Origin of the sequence: Nannocystis sp. RBIL2, assembly GCF_026626745.1 — a bacterium.
Lineage (GTDB): Bacteria > Myxococcota_A > Polyangia > Nannocystales > Nannocystaceae > Nannocystis.
In genome coordinates, this window is record NZ_JAPNJW010000001.1 from 2666894 (window position 1) to 2687803 (window position 20910).

Sequence of the window (20910 nt, forward strand, 5' to 3'; positions counted from 1 at the left end):
GCAAAGACGCGTTGACGCAGCACCACCCGCGTGCAAAGCATGGTCGGAAACGGTCGACTCGGCAATTCTCATGAACCAGCCCGATCTCGTCTCCTCCGGCTCCGGGTCGCTCGGAGACCTGTCCGTGTTCACCCTGGACGTGGCCGACCTGCCGCTGCACGTTGTGCGATTCACCGGGCAGGAAGGCATCTCCGAGCAGTTCCGCTTCGCCGTCGAGGTCGCCAGCGCGGCGGAGATCGATCCCGAGACGTTCGTCGGCCAGCCGGCGCTGCTGACGATCCAGGGCCTCGACGTCGACCGCGTGGTCCACGGCATCGTATGCGAGGCGGAGTACATCGGCGCGACCCGCTATCTGCAGCGCTACGAGCTGATCGTCGAGCCCTGGGCGCACCGCCTGCACCACCGCCACGACTGCCGGATCTTCCAGGACAAGACGACGCAGCAGATCGTCACCGAGGTGCTGACGAAGGCCGGCCTGCCGCGCGACTGGTTCCGCTTCTCGCTGACCGGGACGTACGCGCCGCGGAACTACTGCGTGCAATACCGCGAGAGCGACCTCGCGTTCGTCAGCCGGCTGCTCGAAGAGGACGGCATCTTCTACTTCTACGAGCACGAGCAGAGCCGGCACGTGTGGGTGATGGCGGATCACGTCGGCGCGCACGACCCGATCCCCGGCACCTCCACGGTGTGGTTCAACCGGCCCAACAACCTCGTCCAGGACCGCGAGCACGTGAAGGAGCTGCAGATCGGCAGCCGCGTGCGGACCGGCAAGGTCACCCTGCGCGACCTCAACCTCCACCGGCCCGACCAATCGATGGAGGTCAAGGAGGCCGCGAAGTACAGCCCCGAGCTCGAGCAATACGACTTCCCCGGCGAATATCAGGACCCGGGCCGCGCCGGGCCGCACCAGGGCCAGACGATGGCGCGGATCCGCCTCGAGGCGCACCAGGCCACCCGCAGGCAGGCCGTCGGCACGAGCGACTGCCCGCGCCTGTTCGCCGGGGCGGTGATGACCCTGGTCGGTCATCCGCACGAGGAGCTCAACGGCGAATATCGCCTGGTCCGCGTCGAGCACAAGGGCGAGCAGCCGCAGGCGCTGCAAGAGGACGCCTCGGGGGAGATGTCCTATCATAACAGCTTCACCGCGACCGAGCTGAAGGTGCCGTTCCGGCCGGCCCGCACCACGCCGAGGCCGGCGGTGCGCGGGGTGCAGACCGCGACCGTCGTCGGCCCCGCGGGCGAGGAGATCCACACCGACGAGCACGGCCGCGTCCGCGTGCAGTTCCACTGGGACCGCGAGGGCGAGCACGACGAGCGCAGCACCTGCTGGGTCCGCGTCAGCCAGGCGTGGGCCGGGCACGGCTGGGGCGCGATGTTCCTGCCGCGCATCGGCCACGAGGTGCTGGTCGACTTCATCGAGGGCGACCCCGACCGGCCGATCATCACTGGGCGCATCTACCACGGCATGAACGAGACGCCGTACACGCTGCCGGAGCACAAGACGCGCAGCACGATCAAGTCGGACAGCTCGATCGGCGGCGGCGGCTACAACGAGCTGCGCTTCGAGGACAAGAAGAACGGCGAGCAGATCTTCCTGCACGCGGAGCGCAACATCGACGTGCGCGTCAACAACGACGCGTTCTCGACGGTGTTCCGCCACTCGCACGTGACCGTCGGCAACGACGAGCAGGGCAAGGCCGGCGACAGCTTCGTCCAGCTCTACCACGACCACCACCTCAAGGTTCACCGCCACACCACGGCGCACCTCGGCGGCGACGTCCAGCTGCTCGTGGGCGGCATCGACGCCCCCGGCCGCGTCGACATGCACGTCCGCAGCGACAAGCTCGAGCTGATCGACGGCGACAGCCACGCGCACGTGCGCAAGAGCCTGCTCGAGAAGGTCGACGATTCGGTGTCGCGGATCGTCGGCGGCAACGAGCAGGCCCGGATCGCCGGCCGCCTCGCAGTCGAGGCCGGCGACGAGATCCACTTCAAGGCCAGCAAGATCGTCCTCGACGCCGGCGACGCCCTGACCATCCAGGGCCCGGGCGGGTTCATCACCATCGACGCCGGCGGGATCTACATCAAGGGCAGCATGGTCTATATCAACAGCGCCGGCTCGCCGGTCCGCGCGGCCGCGGCCGATCCGCGGACCGCGGCCGACGCCAAGGACGCCGAGCCCCAGCACGCGATCGAGTCCGAGCGCGGGTCGAAGTAGACGCGATGCTGACGATCGGCAAGGACCAACTGGCCCGCTTCCGCGAGCCGCCGCGCCGCGCCTTCGAGGCCGAGATGGTCGAACACCTGGCCGCCTTCTCGCCGCCGCTGTTCAAGACGCTCGGCGAGGAGCAGATGCTCGTGGTCGTGCGCACGGGCATGGCCGCGGCCGAGCGCCACGGCTTCAGTCTGCGCGGCCCGGTGCGCATGTACCTCGAGCTGATGCTGCTGTTCGGCAGCCGCTTCGACAGCGATCCGCAGTACCCGTGGTTCCACGAGCTGCTGACCGCCGATCCCGACGCGCCGCAGATGCAGCGGGCCGAACAAATCCACGCGCGGGTGACGGACTACCGCCGGCAAGTGGCCGGGCCGGACGACGACTACACGTTCGCGGCGCTGCGGCGGATCCTGCAATTCGCGGAGCAGCCGCTGGAGTACCCGCCGGCGCAGATCGTCGCCGAGATGGCGCGCCAGTTCGCGGCGGTGTACCCGGAGAAGGCCGCCTACGTCGGCGAGCCGGCGTTGACGAACCTGATCGAGGAGGGCGTCGAGACGGCCCGCAACCTCAAGTCGCCGAGCGCCCGCGGCGAGGCGCTGATGAGCGTGCTGATGTTCGCCTTCGGCCACGGCTGCGCCGACGACCCGCTCTATCCGTGGATCGCCAACACCATCCGCGACGGCATGGTCCCGGAGCCGGCGAGGTGGCCGGTCCGGCTCGAGAAGAAGGCGATCACCTGGCTCAAACACGTGCTGGGTGACCTGCCGAGGAGGAGCTGAGCATGGCGCACCGCCAGGGACTGACCGATCTCAACGCCAAGTCCGGGGCGAGCTCCGTCGATTCGGCGGTCGGCGCGTGCGTGGGCGACTGCCCGCGCTGCTGCGCGAAGGTGACGGAGGAGCAGATGAAGGCGATCTTCACCACCGCCTCCGCCACCAAGATCACCGGGGTGACGAACGCCTTCAACAGCGCGTTCGAGAAGTTCGAGCTCAACCGCTGCCTGCGCAAGGCCCACTTCTTCGCCCAGATCCTGCAGGAGGTCGGGACCTCGATCAACGCCCTGTCGGAGGACCTGCACTACAGCGAGGCGCAGCTGAAGAAGAGCTTCTCGTACTTCCGCAAGAACCCGGAGGAGGCGACGCTGTACGGCAAGACCGCCGAGCACGGCGCCGATCCGGAGGCGATCGGCAACCGAGCCTACGCCGACCGCAACGGCAACGGCAACATCGAGAGCGGCGACGGCTACAAGTACCGCGGCCGCGGGTACATCCAGATCACCGGCAAGGGCGTCTATCGGGACGTCCAGAACGAGATGAACGCCCGCTACCCCGGGAACGGGCTCGACATCGTGGCGAACGTCGAGCAGACGCTCGAGCCCAAGGGCGGGATGCTGTCGGCGATGGGGTACTGGCGACACAAGAAGCTCAACGATCGCGCCGACAAGGGCGCCACCGGGGCGGTGGTCGACACGCTCACCCAGGTCATCAACTACTACACGCACACGTACGAGAATCGCCGCACCAACTTCGAGAACACGAAGGTGGTGTTCAAGGTCCCCGAGTGCACGAACCTGCCGAAGTGAGCGCGGCGCGTCAGCGCAGCTCGCGGAGCTGGCCGTCCTCGCCCTCGTAGAGGAGGACCTCGAGGTCCTGCAGCAGCTCGGCGCGCTGCTCGGGCGTGAAGACCTCGACGGTGGTGCGCATGACTCTCGGGTCGTAGAAGCGGAAGAACAGCCGGCGCGGCTCGCCCTCGCCCTTGACGACGAGGAATCGGCGCAGGTGCCGGCGCACTGCCTCGAAGCCGGCGCCGCTCTGCAGGAAGATGCCCCACGCGTCGCCCCAGCCCTCGTGGACCAGGCGCTCCAGCAGCCCGGAGTCGCGGCGGAACTGGACGAGGTACGGCGCGACGTCGTCGAGGGCGCGGCCCGGCTCGCCGTCGTACAGCGACGCGTGGGCGTCGACGCTCTCCTCGAGCAGGACGATCGCGCGATCGGAGCGAGCGGCGTCGATCACCGCGTACAGGTCGCCGGCGTCGCGCCGGGGCCGCAGCGCTTCGAAGGCGGCCGAGCTCGCGGGCGTGGGCGTGACCGGGGAGCGCGGCGGGGTGCGGTCCTCGACGAGGAAGCGGAAGGTGGTCGCGCCGGCCTTGATCCAGCCGCGATTCGCCAGCTCGCCGTACCACCCGGGCGTGCCGTCGATCGTGATCTGCTGCGGATCGTGGGCGCGCACGTGGGCCGAGACCCCGTCCCACACGATCTGGAATTGCGGCGAGCCGGAAGCGTCGGCGTGGACCACGAAGTCGGCGTCCGCGGTGCCGACGGTGCGCGGCACCCCGTGCTCGAGGATCAGCTTGCGGAACGCGTCGCGGCCGGTCCACACCTGCAAGATGCCGCGGCGCACGAGCGGCGGGCCCTTCGGCAGCAGCGAGTAACGATGGAAGGTGTAGTCGAGCTCCTCGAGCTGGTCGGCGTACTCGGGGTCGACCTGCTCGAGCTCGCGGGCGGCGAGCGGGCCAAGGGTCGTGCGCGCGCGCTCCTCCGGGTACGGCACGCGGCCGTCGGCCGTCGTGCGCGCCATGTACTCGAGCTGCGCGTCGACGTGGCGCAGCAGCGGCCAGCGCGACGGGTCGAGCTCGCTAGTGCGCTGCCGGGCCTCGCGGAGCACCTCGGCGAAGGCGTCGCGCGACAAGATCCGCATGGTGTCGGCCATGGCGAGCCTCCTACGGCAGCACGAGGCTGGCGCCGGCGTGGAAGACCTTGGGGACCATGAGCTGGGTCCCGCCGCCCTCGCAGGCGACGAACTGGCCGGGGTCGTCGACAAGCGCCGGCATCGACCAGGTGTCGGTGATCGCCGCCGCGGTGCTCTTGAGGCCGAGCGCGGGCGCGTCGTCGTCGAACGCGATCACGCGCCTGTCCCGCGGGACAGGCGGCGGCGTCGGCTTGCCGTCCTGCAGCGCGTACACCAGCTCCGACACGCCGAGCTCCTCGGGCGGGACGTCGGGCGCGAGCGAGAAGTACTGGCCGGTCCCGGCGCCGGGCAGGCCGCGCTGGTAGAGGGTGCTGCCGGCGATGTCGACGACCTCGACCGGCTGCGAGATGTCGATCCCGCCGATGTGCGACCAGATCCGGCTCGGCTTGACCTTGTCGCCGGTGTGCGCGGCGTAGAACTGATAGGCGACGGCGTAGCGGGCGGAGTGGCGGAGGTCGTCGAGGCCGTCGCCCTCGTCGAGCTGACTGGCCAGCTCCTGCGGCGTCAGGCCGTCCGTCAACGTCAGCGCGGCGCCGATGAGCGCGCCCACCGGCGGCTCCTCGTCGACGAGGGTGACCGTGTCGGTCTCGACTTCGGCCGAGTCGTCGCGGTCCTCCATCTCCCGCCGCCGCCGCTCGCACTCCTCGCAAAAGGGCGTGGCGCGCTGGGCGGCCGTGAACATCGCCATGCTCTGCGGCGAGCCGCCGACGATGACGGAGGGGCAGCCGGCCGTGATCTGGCCGCCGTGCGAGGACGGGTCGGTCTTGCGCGCGGCGTCGCGGAAGTTGATGAGCACCGTCGGCGAGCCGTCCTGGACGCTGTCGGCCGGGCCGACCGGGAAGCAGACGATGCTGTCTCCGACCCGCGCCGCGGGCGAGAAGCCGATGATGACGTTGGCGCTGCCGCTGAGGATCGGCCCGCCGACGTGCGGCACGGGCCCGGGCTCCACCTTGGGACAGCTGTGCATATCACCAATACGTGCGGCGTCGGGCATGCTCCGCGATCCTCGTTCCCCGCGCTCGCGCGGGCGGCGGAGGCACTCTAGCAGAGACGCGCGCGCCTGGTCCGGCGCAGGAGAACCGGCGTGGTGCGCGACGTGAGCCGGGGCGTCCACGACGTCCGCTTCGGTGAGCGCGCGAGCGGGCCCGACGCGGCGCGCGCGACGTGGATGGCCGTCAGTGTGGCCCTGCCCGGCCGCGCGCGTTCACGACCGCGCGGCGCCGCGGCCCGCGAAGCGACCGGAGCGCGACCGGCGGCTCCGCGGCGGCAGGCGGACATCGGCGCGATCCCTGACGAGACCGGGAGGCCCTCGTCGACGACGTCATCGCCGCCGCTCCGCTCTTCCCTGTCGCCCGCGGAAGGAGCAGCAGCCCGATGCTCCGCCGATTCACGCGACGCCGGACCGAGCCTATGTCCATTCGTGCATGCACCGAATAACATGTCCTTTGTGCCACAAAATAGCGACACTGCGCGGATCGGCGCGGCGGCGAACGGCGAGAGATCTCCGGGGCGCGGATCCGCGGTGTTCACAATTAAACGCGGGTCGGATCGAAGCCCTCGGGCCGGTCCGTTAATGTTGGAATCGATGATCGTTCTCGGCCATCGAGCCGGCGTTTTGCCGGTCCGCGAGCGAATCGGACGATATCGACGTACGTGGATTCCCTATTACGAGGCGAATCGATGGCCTCTAATCTCGCAGCATGGCCGTCCGTCGTGGGATCAGCATCCTCGATCTGTTGCCGCAAACCACGGGGGTCGCGTTGCAGATCCCCGATGGTATCGTCGAGCAGATCGGCGTCCTCACGATCTTGGACCACCGGTCCACCACCAGCGACGACTACTTCCTCCACGAGGGCACCCTGCAGGCGCTCGCGGACGTGTTCGACCTCGACACCGACAAGTGGAAGCTGCGGCTCCCGGGGCTCACCCACGGATTGCCGTTCCGGCTGGCGATCCGGCGCCCTGGGGCCCCGCCGGCGGGCGAGCAGGAGGGCGAGCCGACGCTGTGGACAATCGACATCCAGGTGTGGGACGTCGAGGTCCAGATCCCCGGCGTGAAGCCGGCGCAGCCGGTCGGCGGGACCGGCGTCACGCCGCTCACGCTCCAGGAGATCAAGCCTCCGCCCCCGGCGCCCGCGGATCGCGTGTATTTGGTCGCGCGCGGGGTCGTGCGGATCAGCGGCGGCGGGCCCGGCGGCACCCAGGTCCAGGTCGTCGATTCACCGGACCCGCTCGATCCGACCGCCCCGACCGGTGCCATCATTCGTCTGACCGCGCGGCCGACGAGCTTCCTGATCGCCGACTCCGACTTCGGGATGACGCTCGATCAGTTCGTCATCGACCTCAGCAGCACCTTCACGCCGGCGGAGATCGAGGCTCGCGGCCACGACGAGACGTGGCAGGGCCTCGCGTTCCGCGAGACGACCTTCTATTTCCCGCCCAGCACCCCGCTCGTCCACAGCCTCTCGGTCAGCGCCCGCGACTTCATCATCGGCGACCCGGGCGGCCTGCAGGGCGAGATCCGCATCGAGTTCGGGCAGGACTTCGACGACGTCTACAACAGCCGGCTGACGATCCGCGAGGAGCAGGCGGGCGGCACCGAGGTCGAAGTCGCCGAGACCACGATCCCGCCGCCGGGGACCCGGCGGGAATACGCAATGACGCTCGGTCCCGGCGGGGCCAGGCGGCGCATCCGCGCCGAGTTCGACGTCGGCGCCGGCGAGCTGATCCCCGGGCACACCGACCTCGCGGTGGTCGGCGTGTGGTGGAAGCTCCCGAACGGCGACGAGGGCAACGAGCCGATCACGCCGTGGTTCGATGCGCCGACCGAGGAGCAGTTGCAATACCGATTACGGGTCGGCGATCCCAGCACTGCGGTCAACACCGCGACCCCGCCGAGCGCCGTGCCTGCCGATCAGACCGAGCTCGTCGAAGTCTATGTCACCTTCCCGCTGCAGGCGGGCGGCCCGACCGGCATCGGCCCGGTGATCGACGCGACGATCGGCGTCGAAACCTTCCGCAACGTGCTGCACCTCCGCGGCCCGCGGGCGCTGCTGGCGACGGTCTCCCTGCAGCTGCGCAGCGGCACCGCGGACTGGCGCCTCGGCACCGGCGGCGCGCCGTTCACACCGCAGCGGGGTCGCGTCGATCGACTTGCCGCCCCTGGCCGAAGGCCAGAACTCGACCGACCTCGTCGCCTCGAACAATGACGGCGTCCGGCGGGTGCGGATCGACGTCGTGCCGAACGGACCGCTCGCGATCGGGCACCAGAGCACCGACGTCAACACCTCGCCGGCGCGGGTCACCGTGGTCGGCAGCGGCCCCGCCACGCCGACCGCGGTCGTCGAGACCTTCCTCGCCACCCCGTTCCACGCGGACGCCGAACGACCCGCGGCGCCGAACCCCGCCACCATCGCCGGCACCGACGTCACCGTCCCGCAGGGCGCGGACGCCGAGGTCGAGGTCCCGGTGCCGACCGGCGCCAACGATCCGCCGCCGCAGCCGCAGGTCGCGAACGAGACCCCGCGGGTCGTGCAGGTCCAGTACGAGTGGGATCAGAACGTCCCGATCCGCGTGCTCTACCCCTACGCCGGCAGCTCGACCGTCGGCGAGGGCCTGCACGAGCCCGACGCGCGGCCGCTCGCGCTCGAGTTCACCGGCCGCTCGCCGAGTCGGTCGGCTTCACCTCGCCGCCCGAGGGCAGCCCGCCGGCGCGGCTCGTCGGCGCTCGCCGCCTGGCGCTGCCGTGGCCGCAGTCGCTGGTCTTCGCGGCCGGCGAGGCGCCGGTGTGGAACCGCAAGTGGAGCCCGGACAGCGAGACGGGCCGCAACGCAGCGATCAACGACCCCAACCGGCCGCCGTACCGCTGCGCCGAGATCTACGCGGTCGACACCACCGCGCCGCCGCCCCCCGGGCCGGTGATACCGGGCCCGGGCGTGTCCACGCGGCTGCTCGTGCCCGGCCCCGACGGCGCGCCGGACCCCGGCCGCGAGACGACCACCACCAAGCCGCCGCCGACCGACTACCGCGTGCGCCTGCGCGTGAAGTGGGACAGCCCGACGGTGGTGAGCCTCGCCGACGCCATCCCGACCGAGGCCGAGGCGCTGGTCGCCTGGAAGGCCGCGGCCGTCGAGCTGCCGTCGGGCGGGCCGCCGCTGCCGCCGCCGACCGGGCCCGATTACTGGGAGATCTTGCTGCGCTGGGTCTACGACGCGCGCAGCGGCCAGACCGAGGCCAGCGGCGCCCTCAGCCTGCCGGACGGCACCTTGACCTGGCAGAGCGACGCGCTCGCCGGGGCCCTGGCGTTCGGACCGGTGCTCACCGCGATCGTCGACCCGGCCGAGGTCATCCCCGATCAGGTCGGCCAGTTCGTCGCCGCCGCGGCGATGATCGCCGCCGGCGCGACGATCGGCGAGCTGCTCAACACCGGCAGCCCGCCGAGCAGCGTCGACATCGACAAGCTCTCGATCTCGTACAAGTGGAACGGCGCGCCGCACGTCGCCGCGACCCTCGACTACACGATCGAGCTGCGCGTCAACGTCAGCATCAACGGCATCGGCTCCGTCGAGGGCCACCTGCGCATGCGCTACAAGGGCGTCGGCCTGCGCTTCGACGGCGCGCCCGGCGGCGGCCTCGACGGGCTCGCCCTGACCTACGACAGCATGAGCGTCGAGGTCGTCAATCCCGGCACGTGGGCGCTCGGCGGACCGCTCGGCAACCTGATCCGGATCGCCGCGTCGCGCATGGGTCACGGCTCGCAATGGATGGAGTTCGACCTCGAGTTCGCGCTCGACCTCGGCGTCGTGCGGCTCGAGGGCGCGACCATCCGCATCAAGCTGCCCGACGACAGCGCCCCGTTCTCGGTCGAGTTCCGCGGCCTCACCGCCTCGGTCGACGTCCCCGGCGCGATCAAGGGCAAGGGCTCGGTCACCATCGGCGACGGCGGCTCGTTCCGCGCCCTCCTGTCGCTCGAGGTCATCCCGGCCAAGCTCAGCGCCTACGGGTCGCTGGCCGTCGACCAGGACTTCGTCGCGGTCGAGGTCGGCGTGCAGCTGCCGGTCGGCATCCCGCTCGGCGCCACCGGCTTCGGCATCTTCGGCTTCGTCGGCCGGTTCGTCGCCAACGGCACCCGCAACCTCGACGGCCTGACCGCCGCCGAGCCGGTGCAGCGGCAGCTCGACTGGTACACCCGCTCGCCCGAGCTGAAGTACAAGCGCAAGTCCGGCCAGTACGCCTTCGGCGTCGGCGCGGTGGTCGGCACCCTGCCCGACAGCGGCTTCACCTTCAACGCCGAGGGCTCGCTGACGATCGGCTTCCCCGACGTCTCGGTGATCTTCGGCATCGACGCCAAGCTCGTCACCCAGCGCAAGAGCGCGGCCACCGAGTCGGGCACGACCTCGAGCGGCGGCCTGCGGATCCTCGGCATGGTCCTGATCGAGCCCGACTCGATCATGATCGGCGTGCGCGGCTCGTACGAGATCCCGAAGGTCCTCAAGCTCGAGATCCCGATCTCCGCCTACTTCCCGCTCGCCGGCGGCGACGCCTGGTACATCCGGATCGGCTCCGACAACCACGCGACCCGCCCGGGCAACCCGGTGACGATCGTCCTGCTGCCGGAGATCCTCGACGTGCGCGCGTGGGCGTTCGTCATGATCGAGGAGCGCCAGCTGCACGGCCTCGGCGGCACTCTGGTCCCGCTCGACCTCGCCGACCCGCTCGACTTCGACGGCTTCTCGATCGGCATGGGCGCCGGCTTCGACCTCAAGTGGTCCGCGGGCCCGTTCAAGCTCGAGATCAGCGCCTTCCTGCTGGTCGGCCTCGGCACCAAGCCGCTGCTGTTCGCCGGCGCGGCCGGCATCAAGGGCGAGCTCGACCTGGTGCTGATCTCGGTCGGCGTCGACGGCCTCGTGCACTTCCACGTGTCGCCCGGCTACAGCTACTTCGAGGGCCACTTCTGCGGCCACGTCGACCTGTTCTTCTTCGAGATCTCCGGCTGCGTCGACATCCGGATCGGCGACGACCCGCCGTCGAACATCCCGGTGCCCGAGTCGCCGATCGCCGGCATGGACCTGTGCGACCACCTCGCGGTGGTCAAGGGCACCGCGGCGCGGGGCGGCGCCGGCGCGGTGCCGACGGTGTGGCCGGACACCATCGCCGTGCTGCGCTTCGCCCACTTCGCCGAGGACGGCCTCGGCGGCGCCGCCGACTTCGAACGCCGCCTCGCCGCCCCGGCCGCGCTGTCGCCGTGGAGCGGCTCGACCGAGCTGAAGTACGCCTTCCGCCTCAAGAACGTCACCCTGTGGAAGCTGACCGGCGCCGACCCGAACAACGCGGCGCACTGGACCCACGTGCCCGGGCCGTTCGACTCGGCGTGGTGGCTGCCGTCGTGGCGCGCCGCGATCATCGAGGGCGGCGACACGACCGGGCCGAGCACCGAGGAGGGCCGCGAGCTCGGCCTGTTCAGCTGGGACCCGCGCGCCTGGTCGCGCTGGCTCGGCGAGGGCTCGCAGGAGGTCCCCGGCAACCCGGCCAACACGGTCGAGCACGTGTGCGACGAGGTCGCGCCCGCCGACCCGTCGTGCGCCTACGGCCGCGCCCGCGAGTACGCGTACGGCGTGCTCGGCCAGTTCCGGGCCGAGCCCCCGGCCGGCGCGGTGTTCCCGAGCCGCTTCAAGGTGTTCGCCAGGTTCCCCGACGGCCTCGACGCCGGCATGCTCGCGGCCCTCGGCGCCGACGCCGGCTGGACCTGGATCCCCGGCGCAGTCGCCCCGCTGCACGGCGCGATCGACCTGCACGGCACCGTGCTCGCCGAGGGCTGGCGGTTCCCGTCGTGGCGCGCCGCCTCCAAGATCGTCGGCACCGCGCCGATCTTCCTGCCGCTGTCGAAGCCGCTGCTCGGCGGCGAGCTGGTGCTCGAGGTCTGCACCGACAAGGACGCCGCGGTCGTCTCGAACGGCATCTGCGACGAGATGCCGAAGGGCGACGGCATGATCGACGGCTTCACCGGCAAGTCGAACACGAAGTACTCCGGCAGCTCGCTGCAGCCGTTCCTGTCCGGGAATCAATGGGCGCTGCGCCTGCTCAAGAACGTGCTCGAGGGCCAGTACCCGGGCCAGGTCGACGCGGTCGCGGTCGACGTCGACCCCAATGGCAGCACCGCGATCCTCACCGCCTACGGCGCCAACAACGTGGTGCTCGGCACGGCCCAGACCGTCGGCGCCGGCCGCCAGTGGCTGCGGATCGAGGCGCCGGGGATCGTGAAGATGCGGCTCACCGGCGAGAAGCAGCCGGTGGTGTACGAGGTGTGCTGGGGCCGCAAGCGGCCGATCCTCGACCTCGTCACGTTCGAGCAGTCCGACTGGCCGCAGGTGATCGCAGTCGACATCCACGACAAGCAGACAGTGCTCGAGCCCCAGGTCCTCAAGGGCGAGGGCGAGTGCCCGAAGCTGCTGTACAAGCTGCCGCAGGGCGACGGCTGGACCCGCGTCGAGGTGGCCCCGTGGAACCGCGGCGACGTCGCCCTCGTGGCCCTGTGCGGCGTGACCCTCGAGGCGAGGGCGGCCCAGCAGGCCGAGGTCGACTACCGCGCCTCGCTGATCGACCTGATGCAGCAGTGGGTCCTCGCTGCGACCGACAACAAGCCGACGCACACGACCTACCTCGACGACGCCGCGACCTACGAGATCCGCGTCGCGTGGCAGTACCAGGGCTTCCGCCCGTCCAGCCCCGGCCAGGAGCCGTCGCCGCCGAGCTCCGGCGGGTGGATCGATCCGCCGGGCATGCCCGAGCGCTTCCGCTTCCACACCGCGGCGTTCGGCCTGGCCGCCGCACCGCCCCCGGTCCAGAACTCGAGCCTCGAGGACCCGGCCCAGGGCGGCCCGGGCTTCGACGAGCGGACCTTCGACCCCCGCGGCGTGGCCCGCTACCTCACCCGCGCGGCGCCGTCGCACGAGGACCCGCCGCACTTCCTCGACGACCACGCAGGGTTCTGGTTCATGGTCGACCACCTCGAGTCGCTGGTCGACAAGTACGACCGCACCTTGCAGGTCAAGGTCCTTCACACGCGGCCGCCGGCCGGCTCGATCGAGCCGAGCGCAGTCCACCATTCCGGCGGCCTGCACGTGCTCGACGTGACGACCTCGGTCGAGTGGAAGGTCGACACCAGCGCCTGGTTCCTCGCCGACCAGCAGCTCATCGAGGCGGTCATCGCGGCCCCCTGCATCGGCGGCACGCCGGCGGTCGGCTCGTCCTCGGTGTCCGTCACCGCCGACCTCGAGCCGCGCACCGAGTACGACCTGCTGCTCAACGCGGCGCCGAAGATCGTCGACGCCTTCCCCGAGGTCCCGATCGCCCGCAGCCACTTCCGGACCTCGCGCTACCGCAACCCGACCGAGATGCTGCGCGCCCTCGGCTTCGCCACGCCGGTCGGACTGTCGCCGCCGACCGACGCCCTGGTCACCGCGCCGCTCGCCGCCGGACCGCTGGCGATCGGCGACACCGAGCTCGACGCCGCATTGACGACCCTCGGCCTCGATCCGTGGCCGCTGCCGCCCGCCCCGCGCACCACGGTGCTGTGGCTCGAACCGACCGCACCGGGCCAGCCGTGGCGCGTCGCCGGCGTGCTGGTCGAGGCGGACGAACCGGTGTGGCGCGCCGGGCTGCGCACCGGGGCTCTGAACGAGCCGCTTCCGCCCCCGCGGCTCGAGGTGATGAGCCTGCAGCTCTACCGGTCCTTCGACACCATGGTGCCGTTCCCGACGCCGCACCTCGTCACCCTGCGCGCCTTGTTGGCGTCGCTCGGCGAGCGGGTGCGCAACGCCGCCGGCACGCGCTCCATCTTCGTGCCCAGCGCGCCGATCCCGATGCAGGGCGGCCGGATCTACGACCTCGAGGTCAAGTTCAGGGAGAACGGCAGCCCGGGCGCCACCGGCTCCGCGCCGCTGGTCGACCGCCCGTTGTTCGTGCTGGAGGAGGGCGAGTGATGCCGAGGACCACGCTTCCCACCACCGCGGAGGAGTCACGATGAGCAGCACCCAGGCCCCCGTGTGGGCGTTCCATGCCGAGGCGATCGACGGCGTCGCCGATACGCACCTGCCGACCGGCATCCACGTCCGTGCCCTGCCGTCGGCGCGCCTCGGCCTGCCCGCGGCGCCGCTGGTCGTGTACCGCGCGGTGCTCGACCTCGCCAAGTTCAAGGACCTCGTCCACGACGGCGGCGTGACGTGGATCGACAGCCACGGCGCGCCGCGGACGGTGCCGTTCGACGTCACCCCGGACAACCCGGTGTACGGCTACTTCCCGGCGCCCGAGGTGTTCTGGGCCGAGCTGCTCGCCGAGCCCGGCGACAAGCTCGACCCGCCCAAGGAGCCGCCGTTCAAGGACATCGGCGAGCTGGCCAAGGGCGGCTTCAAGAACGAGGAAGAGCTCGAGAAATTCACCGACACTCTCGGCCCGCTCCTCGCCGAGCAGCAGAGCCCCGCGGGCGTGCTGCGCTTCGAGGCGCTGACCAGCACCGGCGTCGGCACCGCGCCGATCCTGTCGCGCTCGACCGAACGCTACGCGCTCGCGGCCTGGACGATCCAGCAGGTGCGCGTGGTCGGCAAGGGCACCGTCAAGGGCATCCGCTGGCTCGACAGCGCCGCGCTGAAGAAGGCCCAGCTGTCCGAGCAGCTGTGGCAAGTGTGGAGCCTGCCGGTCAAGCCGAAGGCGCGCTACCACCCGACCGGCAACGCCGAGTCGGAGGCCAAGGACCGGGTGCACCGCGGCGGCGCGACCCGCCAGCCGATGTACGTCGCCCACACCGCGATGACCCCCGGCACCGCGCCCTCGGCGATCCCCGACGACGCGTTCACGCGGGTCGATCAGGTCAGCGGCGAGATCGATCGCTGGCTCGACCTCGTGCTGAACGACACCAGCGTCGAGACCTGGCAGGTCACCGATCAGCAAGACGTCGACGGCAAGGACGGCAACATCCGCGTGCCGGTCGAACCATTCATCCTCGCCGGCGCGGTCGACCCCGACGTCGGCCACTGGCTCGGCTTCGGCGACGTCGACCTCAAGCCGCCCGCGGGCGTCGGCTCGCTGGTGTTCTACCGCGTGCGCGGAGTGTGGCGCTGGCGCGCGAAGCAGTGGAACTCGGCCCAGCAACAATCATTCGCCGCGGCCGTGCGCTCGGACTCCAAGGCGGTCGAGGCGAGCTTCCCCGAGCTCAAGGAGTTCGGCCTCGTGCCGACCGAGAAGGGGCAGTTCGTCGACCTGCACGCGACCGCGGTCGCGTTCGTCGGCACGCCGCCCGAGCTGCCGCCGGCGATGACCTTCGACAGCGCAGAGGACCGCGGCTGGCTCGCCGAGCCGCCGCCGCCGGACGTGCGCCGGGCCCTGCGCCTGCTCGCCAGCGAGTTCCGCCCGCACGCAGTGGCCGCGCTCGCGGCGACCGACGTCCGCGGCGACCGCACCCTGCACGCCTACCCGAAGCACGGCCGGATCACGATCGGCGAGCCGTTGCCGCCGGGGCTGCCGCTGCCGCTGGTGGTGTCGCGCCCGATCGATCAAGGCGCGCCCGGCGAGGGCCGGTTCGAGGAGCGCGACGCGCCCGAGGGCGCCGTGTTCTACCGCCTCGCCGAGGGCGACTGGTTCGGCCGCTGGTCGCCGTGGCGCACCCTGCTGGCCCCGGCCAAGCCGCGCACCCCGCCGATGCGCCCGGTGATCGAGATCTATCCGCAGCCGCCGACCGTCGGATCGCCGGTGCAGGACGGCCTGCTGCACTGCACGATCACGGTGCGGATCCCGATCCCCCGCACCTCGGAGCTGCCGCCCGGCGGCGCCCGCCTGGCGCGCCTCGACCTGGTCGAGACCTTCGAGGGCAGCCCGACCACGACCGTCAGCTACCTGCTCGCCAGCCCCGCGCCCGCGACCATCGAATCATTGCCGCCGGCGCCCGACATGCTGCTCGTCGTCCGCGACGGCCCCGACCTGCCGCGCTGCGGCTCGAAGAAGGTCACCTACACCGCCCGCTGGATCGACGAGCTCGGCCTCGTCTCGCCCGACGCCTTGCCGGCGCAGCGCACCATCGTCGACCCGCGCCCGCCGCCCCCGCCGCCCGTGATCACCGAGCTGCGGTGGACCGCCCGCCCCGACGTCGAGGGCCACGCGCGCGTCGACCTCGACTTCGGCTCGACGATCGGCACCCGCTACCGCGTGTTCGTCAGCAACGAGACCTTGCTGCTCAAGGCGCTCGAGCAGGACGGCCACCACGCCGCGCGCGCCGAGATCCTCGCCGCCGAACCCGGCGCCCCGCGGGCCGAGAAGTTCAAGGACCACAAGGCGCTGTTCGGCTGGGACCACTTCGAGGGCCTGACCCGGCAGCCGATCGTCGCCGCCGCGACCACGACCCGCTTCGTCCACCGCGTGTCGGGCTCGCTCGAGGTGCTGACGATCTACCGCGTGCTCGGCGAGGGCCCCTCGGGCGCGCTGTCGGAGATGTCCGAGGCCGACCTGGTGCCGTTCGCGGTGCCGAACCTCGGCCCGCCGACGAGGCCGCAGGTCTCGGCGGTCAACGCCGGCCTCGACCCGACCACCGACGGCGTCAAGCTGCGGGTCAAGGTCCCGCGCAGCAAGGCGGTGCCGAAGGCCTGGCGCCTGCGCCGGACCAGCACGCCGACGCGCGAATCGCTGGCGATGCAGGTCGTCGACGCCGGCCCGGTGAGCGGCGCGCAGGTCGACGGCGAGGGCACGAGCTTCGACATCCTCGCCGCCACGCCGCTCAAGGCGTGGCGCGTGTACAAGTTCGCGGTCGAGGTGCAGGCCGACGACCCGCCGGGGGCGCCGACCGTCGGCGTGATCCTCCCGGGCGAGTGGAGCGAGGCGAGCGCGCCGGCGACTGTCTCGGTGATCCCGCCGAACCCGCCCGCGGCCGCGACCGCCATCGCGGTGCAGAACGTCCCGGGCGCGCTGCAGATCACCCTCAGCCACCCGAACGCCGACAGCCTGTACGGCTCGCCGATGGGCATGCACCGCTTCGAGCTGTGGCGCATCGAACCGGGCCAGCGGCCCGCGCGGCGCGAGGTCACGTTCACCCGCGGCGCCGCCGACACCTGGGTCGGCTCCGACCCCGGAGAGGCGCCCGCGGGCACCTACGTGACCGTCTCGATCATCGACCCCGCCGGCCGGCGCAGCGACGCGACGCCCTCCAACCAGATCTGAGGTCCCGATGGCCATCACGCTGAATCCTCCGATCGACAACCTCGGCATCATGGCCCCGGTCCTCGGGCCGTGGTTCTCCGACGCCGCAGTCAACCTCGACGTCCCGGACCCCGCCGACCTGCTGCGGCTGACCGTCAACTTCGCCGCGAACACCGACTGGTTCGCGCCGGCGACCGGCACCCTGAGCCTGTTCGTGACCGGCGGCGCGACCCCGCCGGCCCTCGACGCGCTGCAGGACAGCAGCGGCGCGTGGCCCTTCCCGGCCGGCCGGATCGTCGCCCTGTTCCGCCTGCTGCCCGAGGTCGAGGCCCGGCTGCACGCGCTCGTCGGCCTCATCCCCGCCGCGACGTCAGATCCGGTCGACGACCCGCCGACCGAGGCGAGCGCGCCGACCCGCCCGCAGGTCCGCAGCCTGGCGATCGTCCTGCCGGCCGGGACCCCGCTGACCCCTGCCGGCATCTACCCGTTCTTCGGCGGCGAGACCGGCATCCCCGGCGACAATGCCGCCGAGAAGATGGCCGCGATCGGCCTCGCCATCGAGGGCGGCAACCTCGTCAACGCCGCGCTGCCGATGACGTGGTTGCGCCGGCCCGGCGGCGAAGTGGCCGATCGCGACGTCCTGCTGCAGGACCTGATCGGCGACGTCGACCTGTGGGCCTTCGATCGCCGCGGCCGCGCGATCGATCCCGGCGCGGTCGCGTGCTGGTGGTCGTGGCTGCTGTCGACCGCTGTCGGCGACGACCCGGCGACCGACGACGAGGACATCCAGCTGCTCGCGCCCGACATCGACGCGGCCGACTACCCGCAGCAGGGCGGCCAGCCGGTGGTCGTGCAGTTCGCCGACCAGCGGACCGCGCACCTGGTCGACGCGCACGAGGGCCCGCTCGCGGCGCCGTTCCTCGGCGATCGCCTGCAGGTCGACGGCGCCGTCGCCAACGAAGCCCTCGTGCAGGTGGGCGGCGACGACGACATCGCCCTGACCTTCGCCCCCCTCCCGCCGCCGGGTGTTCCGCCGACGATCGACAACCCGCAGGTCGACAACGCCCCGCGGGCCCGCATGGCAGCGCTGCCGACCGGCAACTACGGCACCGAGGTGACCCTGTGGCCCGGCGGTCCGGTGCACGCCGGCTTGACGCGAGACTTCGTGCGCGTCGCGGTGGTCGACGAGGAGCGCCACCTGGTCGGCCTGGAGCGCCGCGACAGCCGGGCCGGGGGCACGCTCGCAGAGGAGCGGCGATCGGCCCAGAACCGCCCGAGCACGCGGATCCACGTCAACCGCACCAGCACCACCGACGGCGTCCTGCTGGCCAACTCGCGGGCCACCGCCGACGCCCTGCTCGCGCTGCCCAATCCGACCGACCCGACCCGTCTGGTGCTCGGCCTCGGCGACTTCGCGTGGGGCGGGACGCCGGGCGCCGCGGCCCCGACCCCGGGGGCAGGCCCGCTGCCGTCGACCCTCGCCGACAGCGGCACCGCGGCCCCGGCCGTCGGCGAGTACCGGGTTCGCGCCCTCACCGGCGGCGGCGCGCTCGCCGAGGATCACCAGACAGTCCTCCTCGAGATCAACCTCGGCCCCGCCTGCGCGGGCGCGTGGGTGCGGGCCTGGCCGCTCGGCTTCAACCTCGACATCGCCCTGCACTTCCGCACCAGCGGCGGCGCCGGGCGCGTCAACGCGGGCGGCGTCGCCCACCTCACGATGGTGCTGATCAACGGCACTCTCGGCGCCAGCGGCCTGCTCGGCATGGACACTCTGGTCCTGCTGCCCGACGCCACCGGCGCAATCGCGGCCCAGCGCCGCTACGCCGATCGTCGCTTCACCCGCCCCGCGCCGGTCGCCGGCGCCGCGGCGACCACCATCGCCGGCGACTGGGTGGTGTGCGAGACCGGGGCCACCGGCACCGGCGCCCTGCCGAACGGCGCGGTGCCCCCGGGCGGCCACGTGGTGCTGCTGTCGGGGACCCCGGCGATCGTCGACCGCACCGCGATCCCGGCCGCGGCGTGGGACGACAACACCCTGCGCAACCGCCTGCAGGCGACCGACATCGTCTCGCTGACGTCGCCCGCGTACGGCTCGACCCCCGATCGCGCGAGCGTCACCGGTCGCCCGTTGCCGCGGACCCCGACTGCCGGCGGCGATCCGCGCGGCGGCATCGACACGATCGTCGGCAACCGCCTGCACTACCTCGACCGCGACCTCATCGGCTCGGCGACCGCGTCCTCGGTCCCGTACACCCTGCTCGACCGGCTCGAGGTCGCGGCGGCCACCACCAGCGACGACGCGGCCACTGCAGTCATCGGCGCCTCGCCGGCGGTGCCGTGGGCTCTCGAGCCCACCCGCGACTTCTTCCTCGGCCACCCCGGCGTGCCGGCGGCGATCGAGATCCACGGCACCGGCGTCAGCCTCACCGGCGCGCCGGCGGTCGCGGTCGCGGAGTACGTGCGCGAGCGGACCGCGGGGCTGTCGTTCCCCGAGGTGCAGGCGCTCACCGAGCCGGTCCGCTCGGCGGCGATCCAGAGCGAGCTCGCGGTCGCGGCCGAGGCCGCCACGCCGCTGCCGACGATCGCCGACGGCGAAGGCGCCGGCCCGGTGGTCGCGGTCCTCCGCACCTCGGCGCTCGGCATGGAAGGCGCGCCGGGCGTCGGCTACGCGGCGGTCGACGACGACATCTTCCCCCTCAGCCAGAACGAGGCCCAGCTCGAGGCCTGGCTCGACGCCAACATCGCGTTCGCCGGCGGCGCGGGCACGGCCCTGCGCAACGCCATCGGCGACGAGATCGACTCGATCACCCGCGCGCTCGATCGCCGGATCTTCACCGCCGCACACGGCGCCCGCGACACGTTCATCGCCCTGCGCGAGGCGATCGGGCGCGCCCAGGACTTCGTCTACATCGAGACCCCCGCGCTCGACGACCTGGGGACCGACGGCGAGGACGTGCCCGATCCATGGTGGACCCTGCTGCGCGACCGCATGACGGCACGCGCCGGCCTGCGGGTGATCCTGTGCGTCCCGACCCAGCTCGGCCCCGGCACGCCCGAGCGCCTGCAAGAGGTCCGCGACTACAGCCTGCTCAAGGCCGTCGACGCCATCCGGGCCGCCGCGCCCGACCGCTTCGCCCTGTTCTCCCCGGGCGCCGGCGCCGGCCGGGCGGTGCGATTCGCCAGCACCTCGGTGGTGATCGACGACGCGTTCGCGCTGACCGGGACGACCCACCTCTGGCGCCGCGGCCTGACCTGGGACTCGTCGCTGGCGGCCGCGGTGTTCGACGAGCGCGTGATCGACGGCCGCCCGCAAGACGTCCGCGCGTTCCGGATCCAGCTGCTCGCCGACCGCCTGGGGATCCCGACCAGCCGCGTGCCCGACGACCCCGCCGAGCTGGTGCGGGCGATCCGCGAGCTCGACGCCCGCGGCAGCAATCGCCTCTCGGTCACCTCGATCGTGAACCCGAAGGAAGAGCCGACCGTCGCCGAAGTCGACGCCTGGAACGCCGACGGCACCAAGTCCGGGCTCGACTTCACCTTCGTCGCAGCCCTGCTGATCTCGTTCCTCGCCTTCACCGACGTCGAGCACGCGATCGTCGAGGGCTGACGCCCGCCGCAAACGACCCGCCCGGCTACATGCGCACGCAGAGCGTGCCATGAGCCGGGCTTCGATGTCTCGGCGGCCTGTCCGAAGAGACAGGACAAAGAGACAGCCACGGCACCGGCCTCGACCGCTCGAAGGCCCGCCCACGGCCCGTCCGCGGCCGA

The 20910-nt window shown here is 72.0% G+C and carries 9 protein-coding genes; 7 read left to right on the plus strand and 2 right to left on the minus strand.

Going from position 1 to position 20910, the window contains the following annotated elements:
- Window positions 1-70: 70 nt before the first annotated feature.
- The 3 genes from OV090_RS10385 to OV090_RS10395 are packed head-to-tail and all read left to right on the plus strand — an operon-like array spanning window position 71 to window position 3797.
- The gene (locus OV090_RS10385; protein WP_267703424.1) at window positions 71-2218 is read left to right on the plus strand and encodes a type VI secretion system tip protein VgrG; all 2148 of its coding nucleotides are present in this window, start codon (window positions 71-73) and stop codon (window positions 2216-2218) included.
- 5 nt (window positions 2219-2223) lie between these two features.
- Window positions 2224-2994 (plus strand): hypothetical protein, encoded by a 771-nt coding sequence (locus OV090_RS10390; RefSeq protein WP_267703425.1) that lies wholly within the window; start codon window positions 2224-2226, stop codon window positions 2992-2994.
- Between the two features lie 2 nt (window positions 2995-2996).
- Window positions 2997-3797: a hypothetical protein gene (locus OV090_RS10395; protein WP_267703426.1), complete on the plus strand. Its 801-nt coding sequence runs from the start codon at window positions 2997-2999 to the stop codon at window positions 3795-3797.
- Window positions 3798-3807: 10 nt separating this feature from the next.
- Here the strand turns inward: OV090_RS10395 and OV090_RS10400 are convergent, their stop codons facing one another.
- Both OV090_RS10400 and OV090_RS10405 read right to left on the minus strand, forming a co-directional pair.
- Window positions 3808-4923, minus strand: a complete 1116-nt coding sequence (locus OV090_RS10400; RefSeq protein WP_267703427.1) for an immunity protein Tsi6 family protein — start codon at window positions 4921-4923, stop codon at window positions 3808-3810.
- A 10-nt stretch (window positions 4924-4933) separates the two neighbouring features.
- Window positions 4934-5956, minus strand: a complete 1023-nt coding sequence (locus tag OV090_RS10405) for a PAAR domain-containing protein (RefSeq protein ID WP_267703428.1) — start codon at window positions 5954-5956, stop codon at window positions 4934-4936.
- Window positions 5957-6662: 706 nt separating this feature from the next.
- Here OV090_RS10405 and OV090_RS10410 point away from each other — a divergent pair.
- The 4 genes from OV090_RS10410 to OV090_RS10425 all read left to right on the plus strand — a co-directional run bounded on the left by OV090_RS10410 (window position 6663) and on the right by OV090_RS10425 (window position 20749).
- Window positions 6663-8171 carry a hypothetical protein gene (locus OV090_RS10410; protein WP_267703429.1) on the plus strand — a complete coding sequence of 503 codons (1509 nt, stop codon included), beginning with the start codon at window positions 6663-6665 and terminating at the stop codon, window positions 8169-8171.
- Window positions 8172-8747: 576 nt separating this feature from the next.
- Window positions 8748-13943, plus strand: a complete 5196-nt coding sequence (locus tag OV090_RS10415; RefSeq protein WP_267703430.1) for a hypothetical protein — start codon at window positions 8748-8750, stop codon at window positions 13941-13943.
- A 40-nt stretch (window positions 13944-13983) separates the two neighbouring features.
- Window positions 13984-17163: a hypothetical protein gene (locus tag OV090_RS10420; RefSeq protein ID WP_267703431.1), complete on the plus strand. Its 3180-nt coding sequence runs from the start codon at window positions 13984-13986 to the stop codon at window positions 17161-17163.
- A gap of 7 nt (window positions 17164-17170) precedes the next feature.
- Complete coding sequence (locus tag OV090_RS10425) at window positions 17171-20749, plus strand: hypothetical protein (RefSeq protein WP_267703432.1); 3579 nt, start codon at window positions 17171-17173, stop codon at window positions 20747-20749.
- The last annotated feature ends 161 nt before the right edge of the window (window positions 20750-20910 follow it).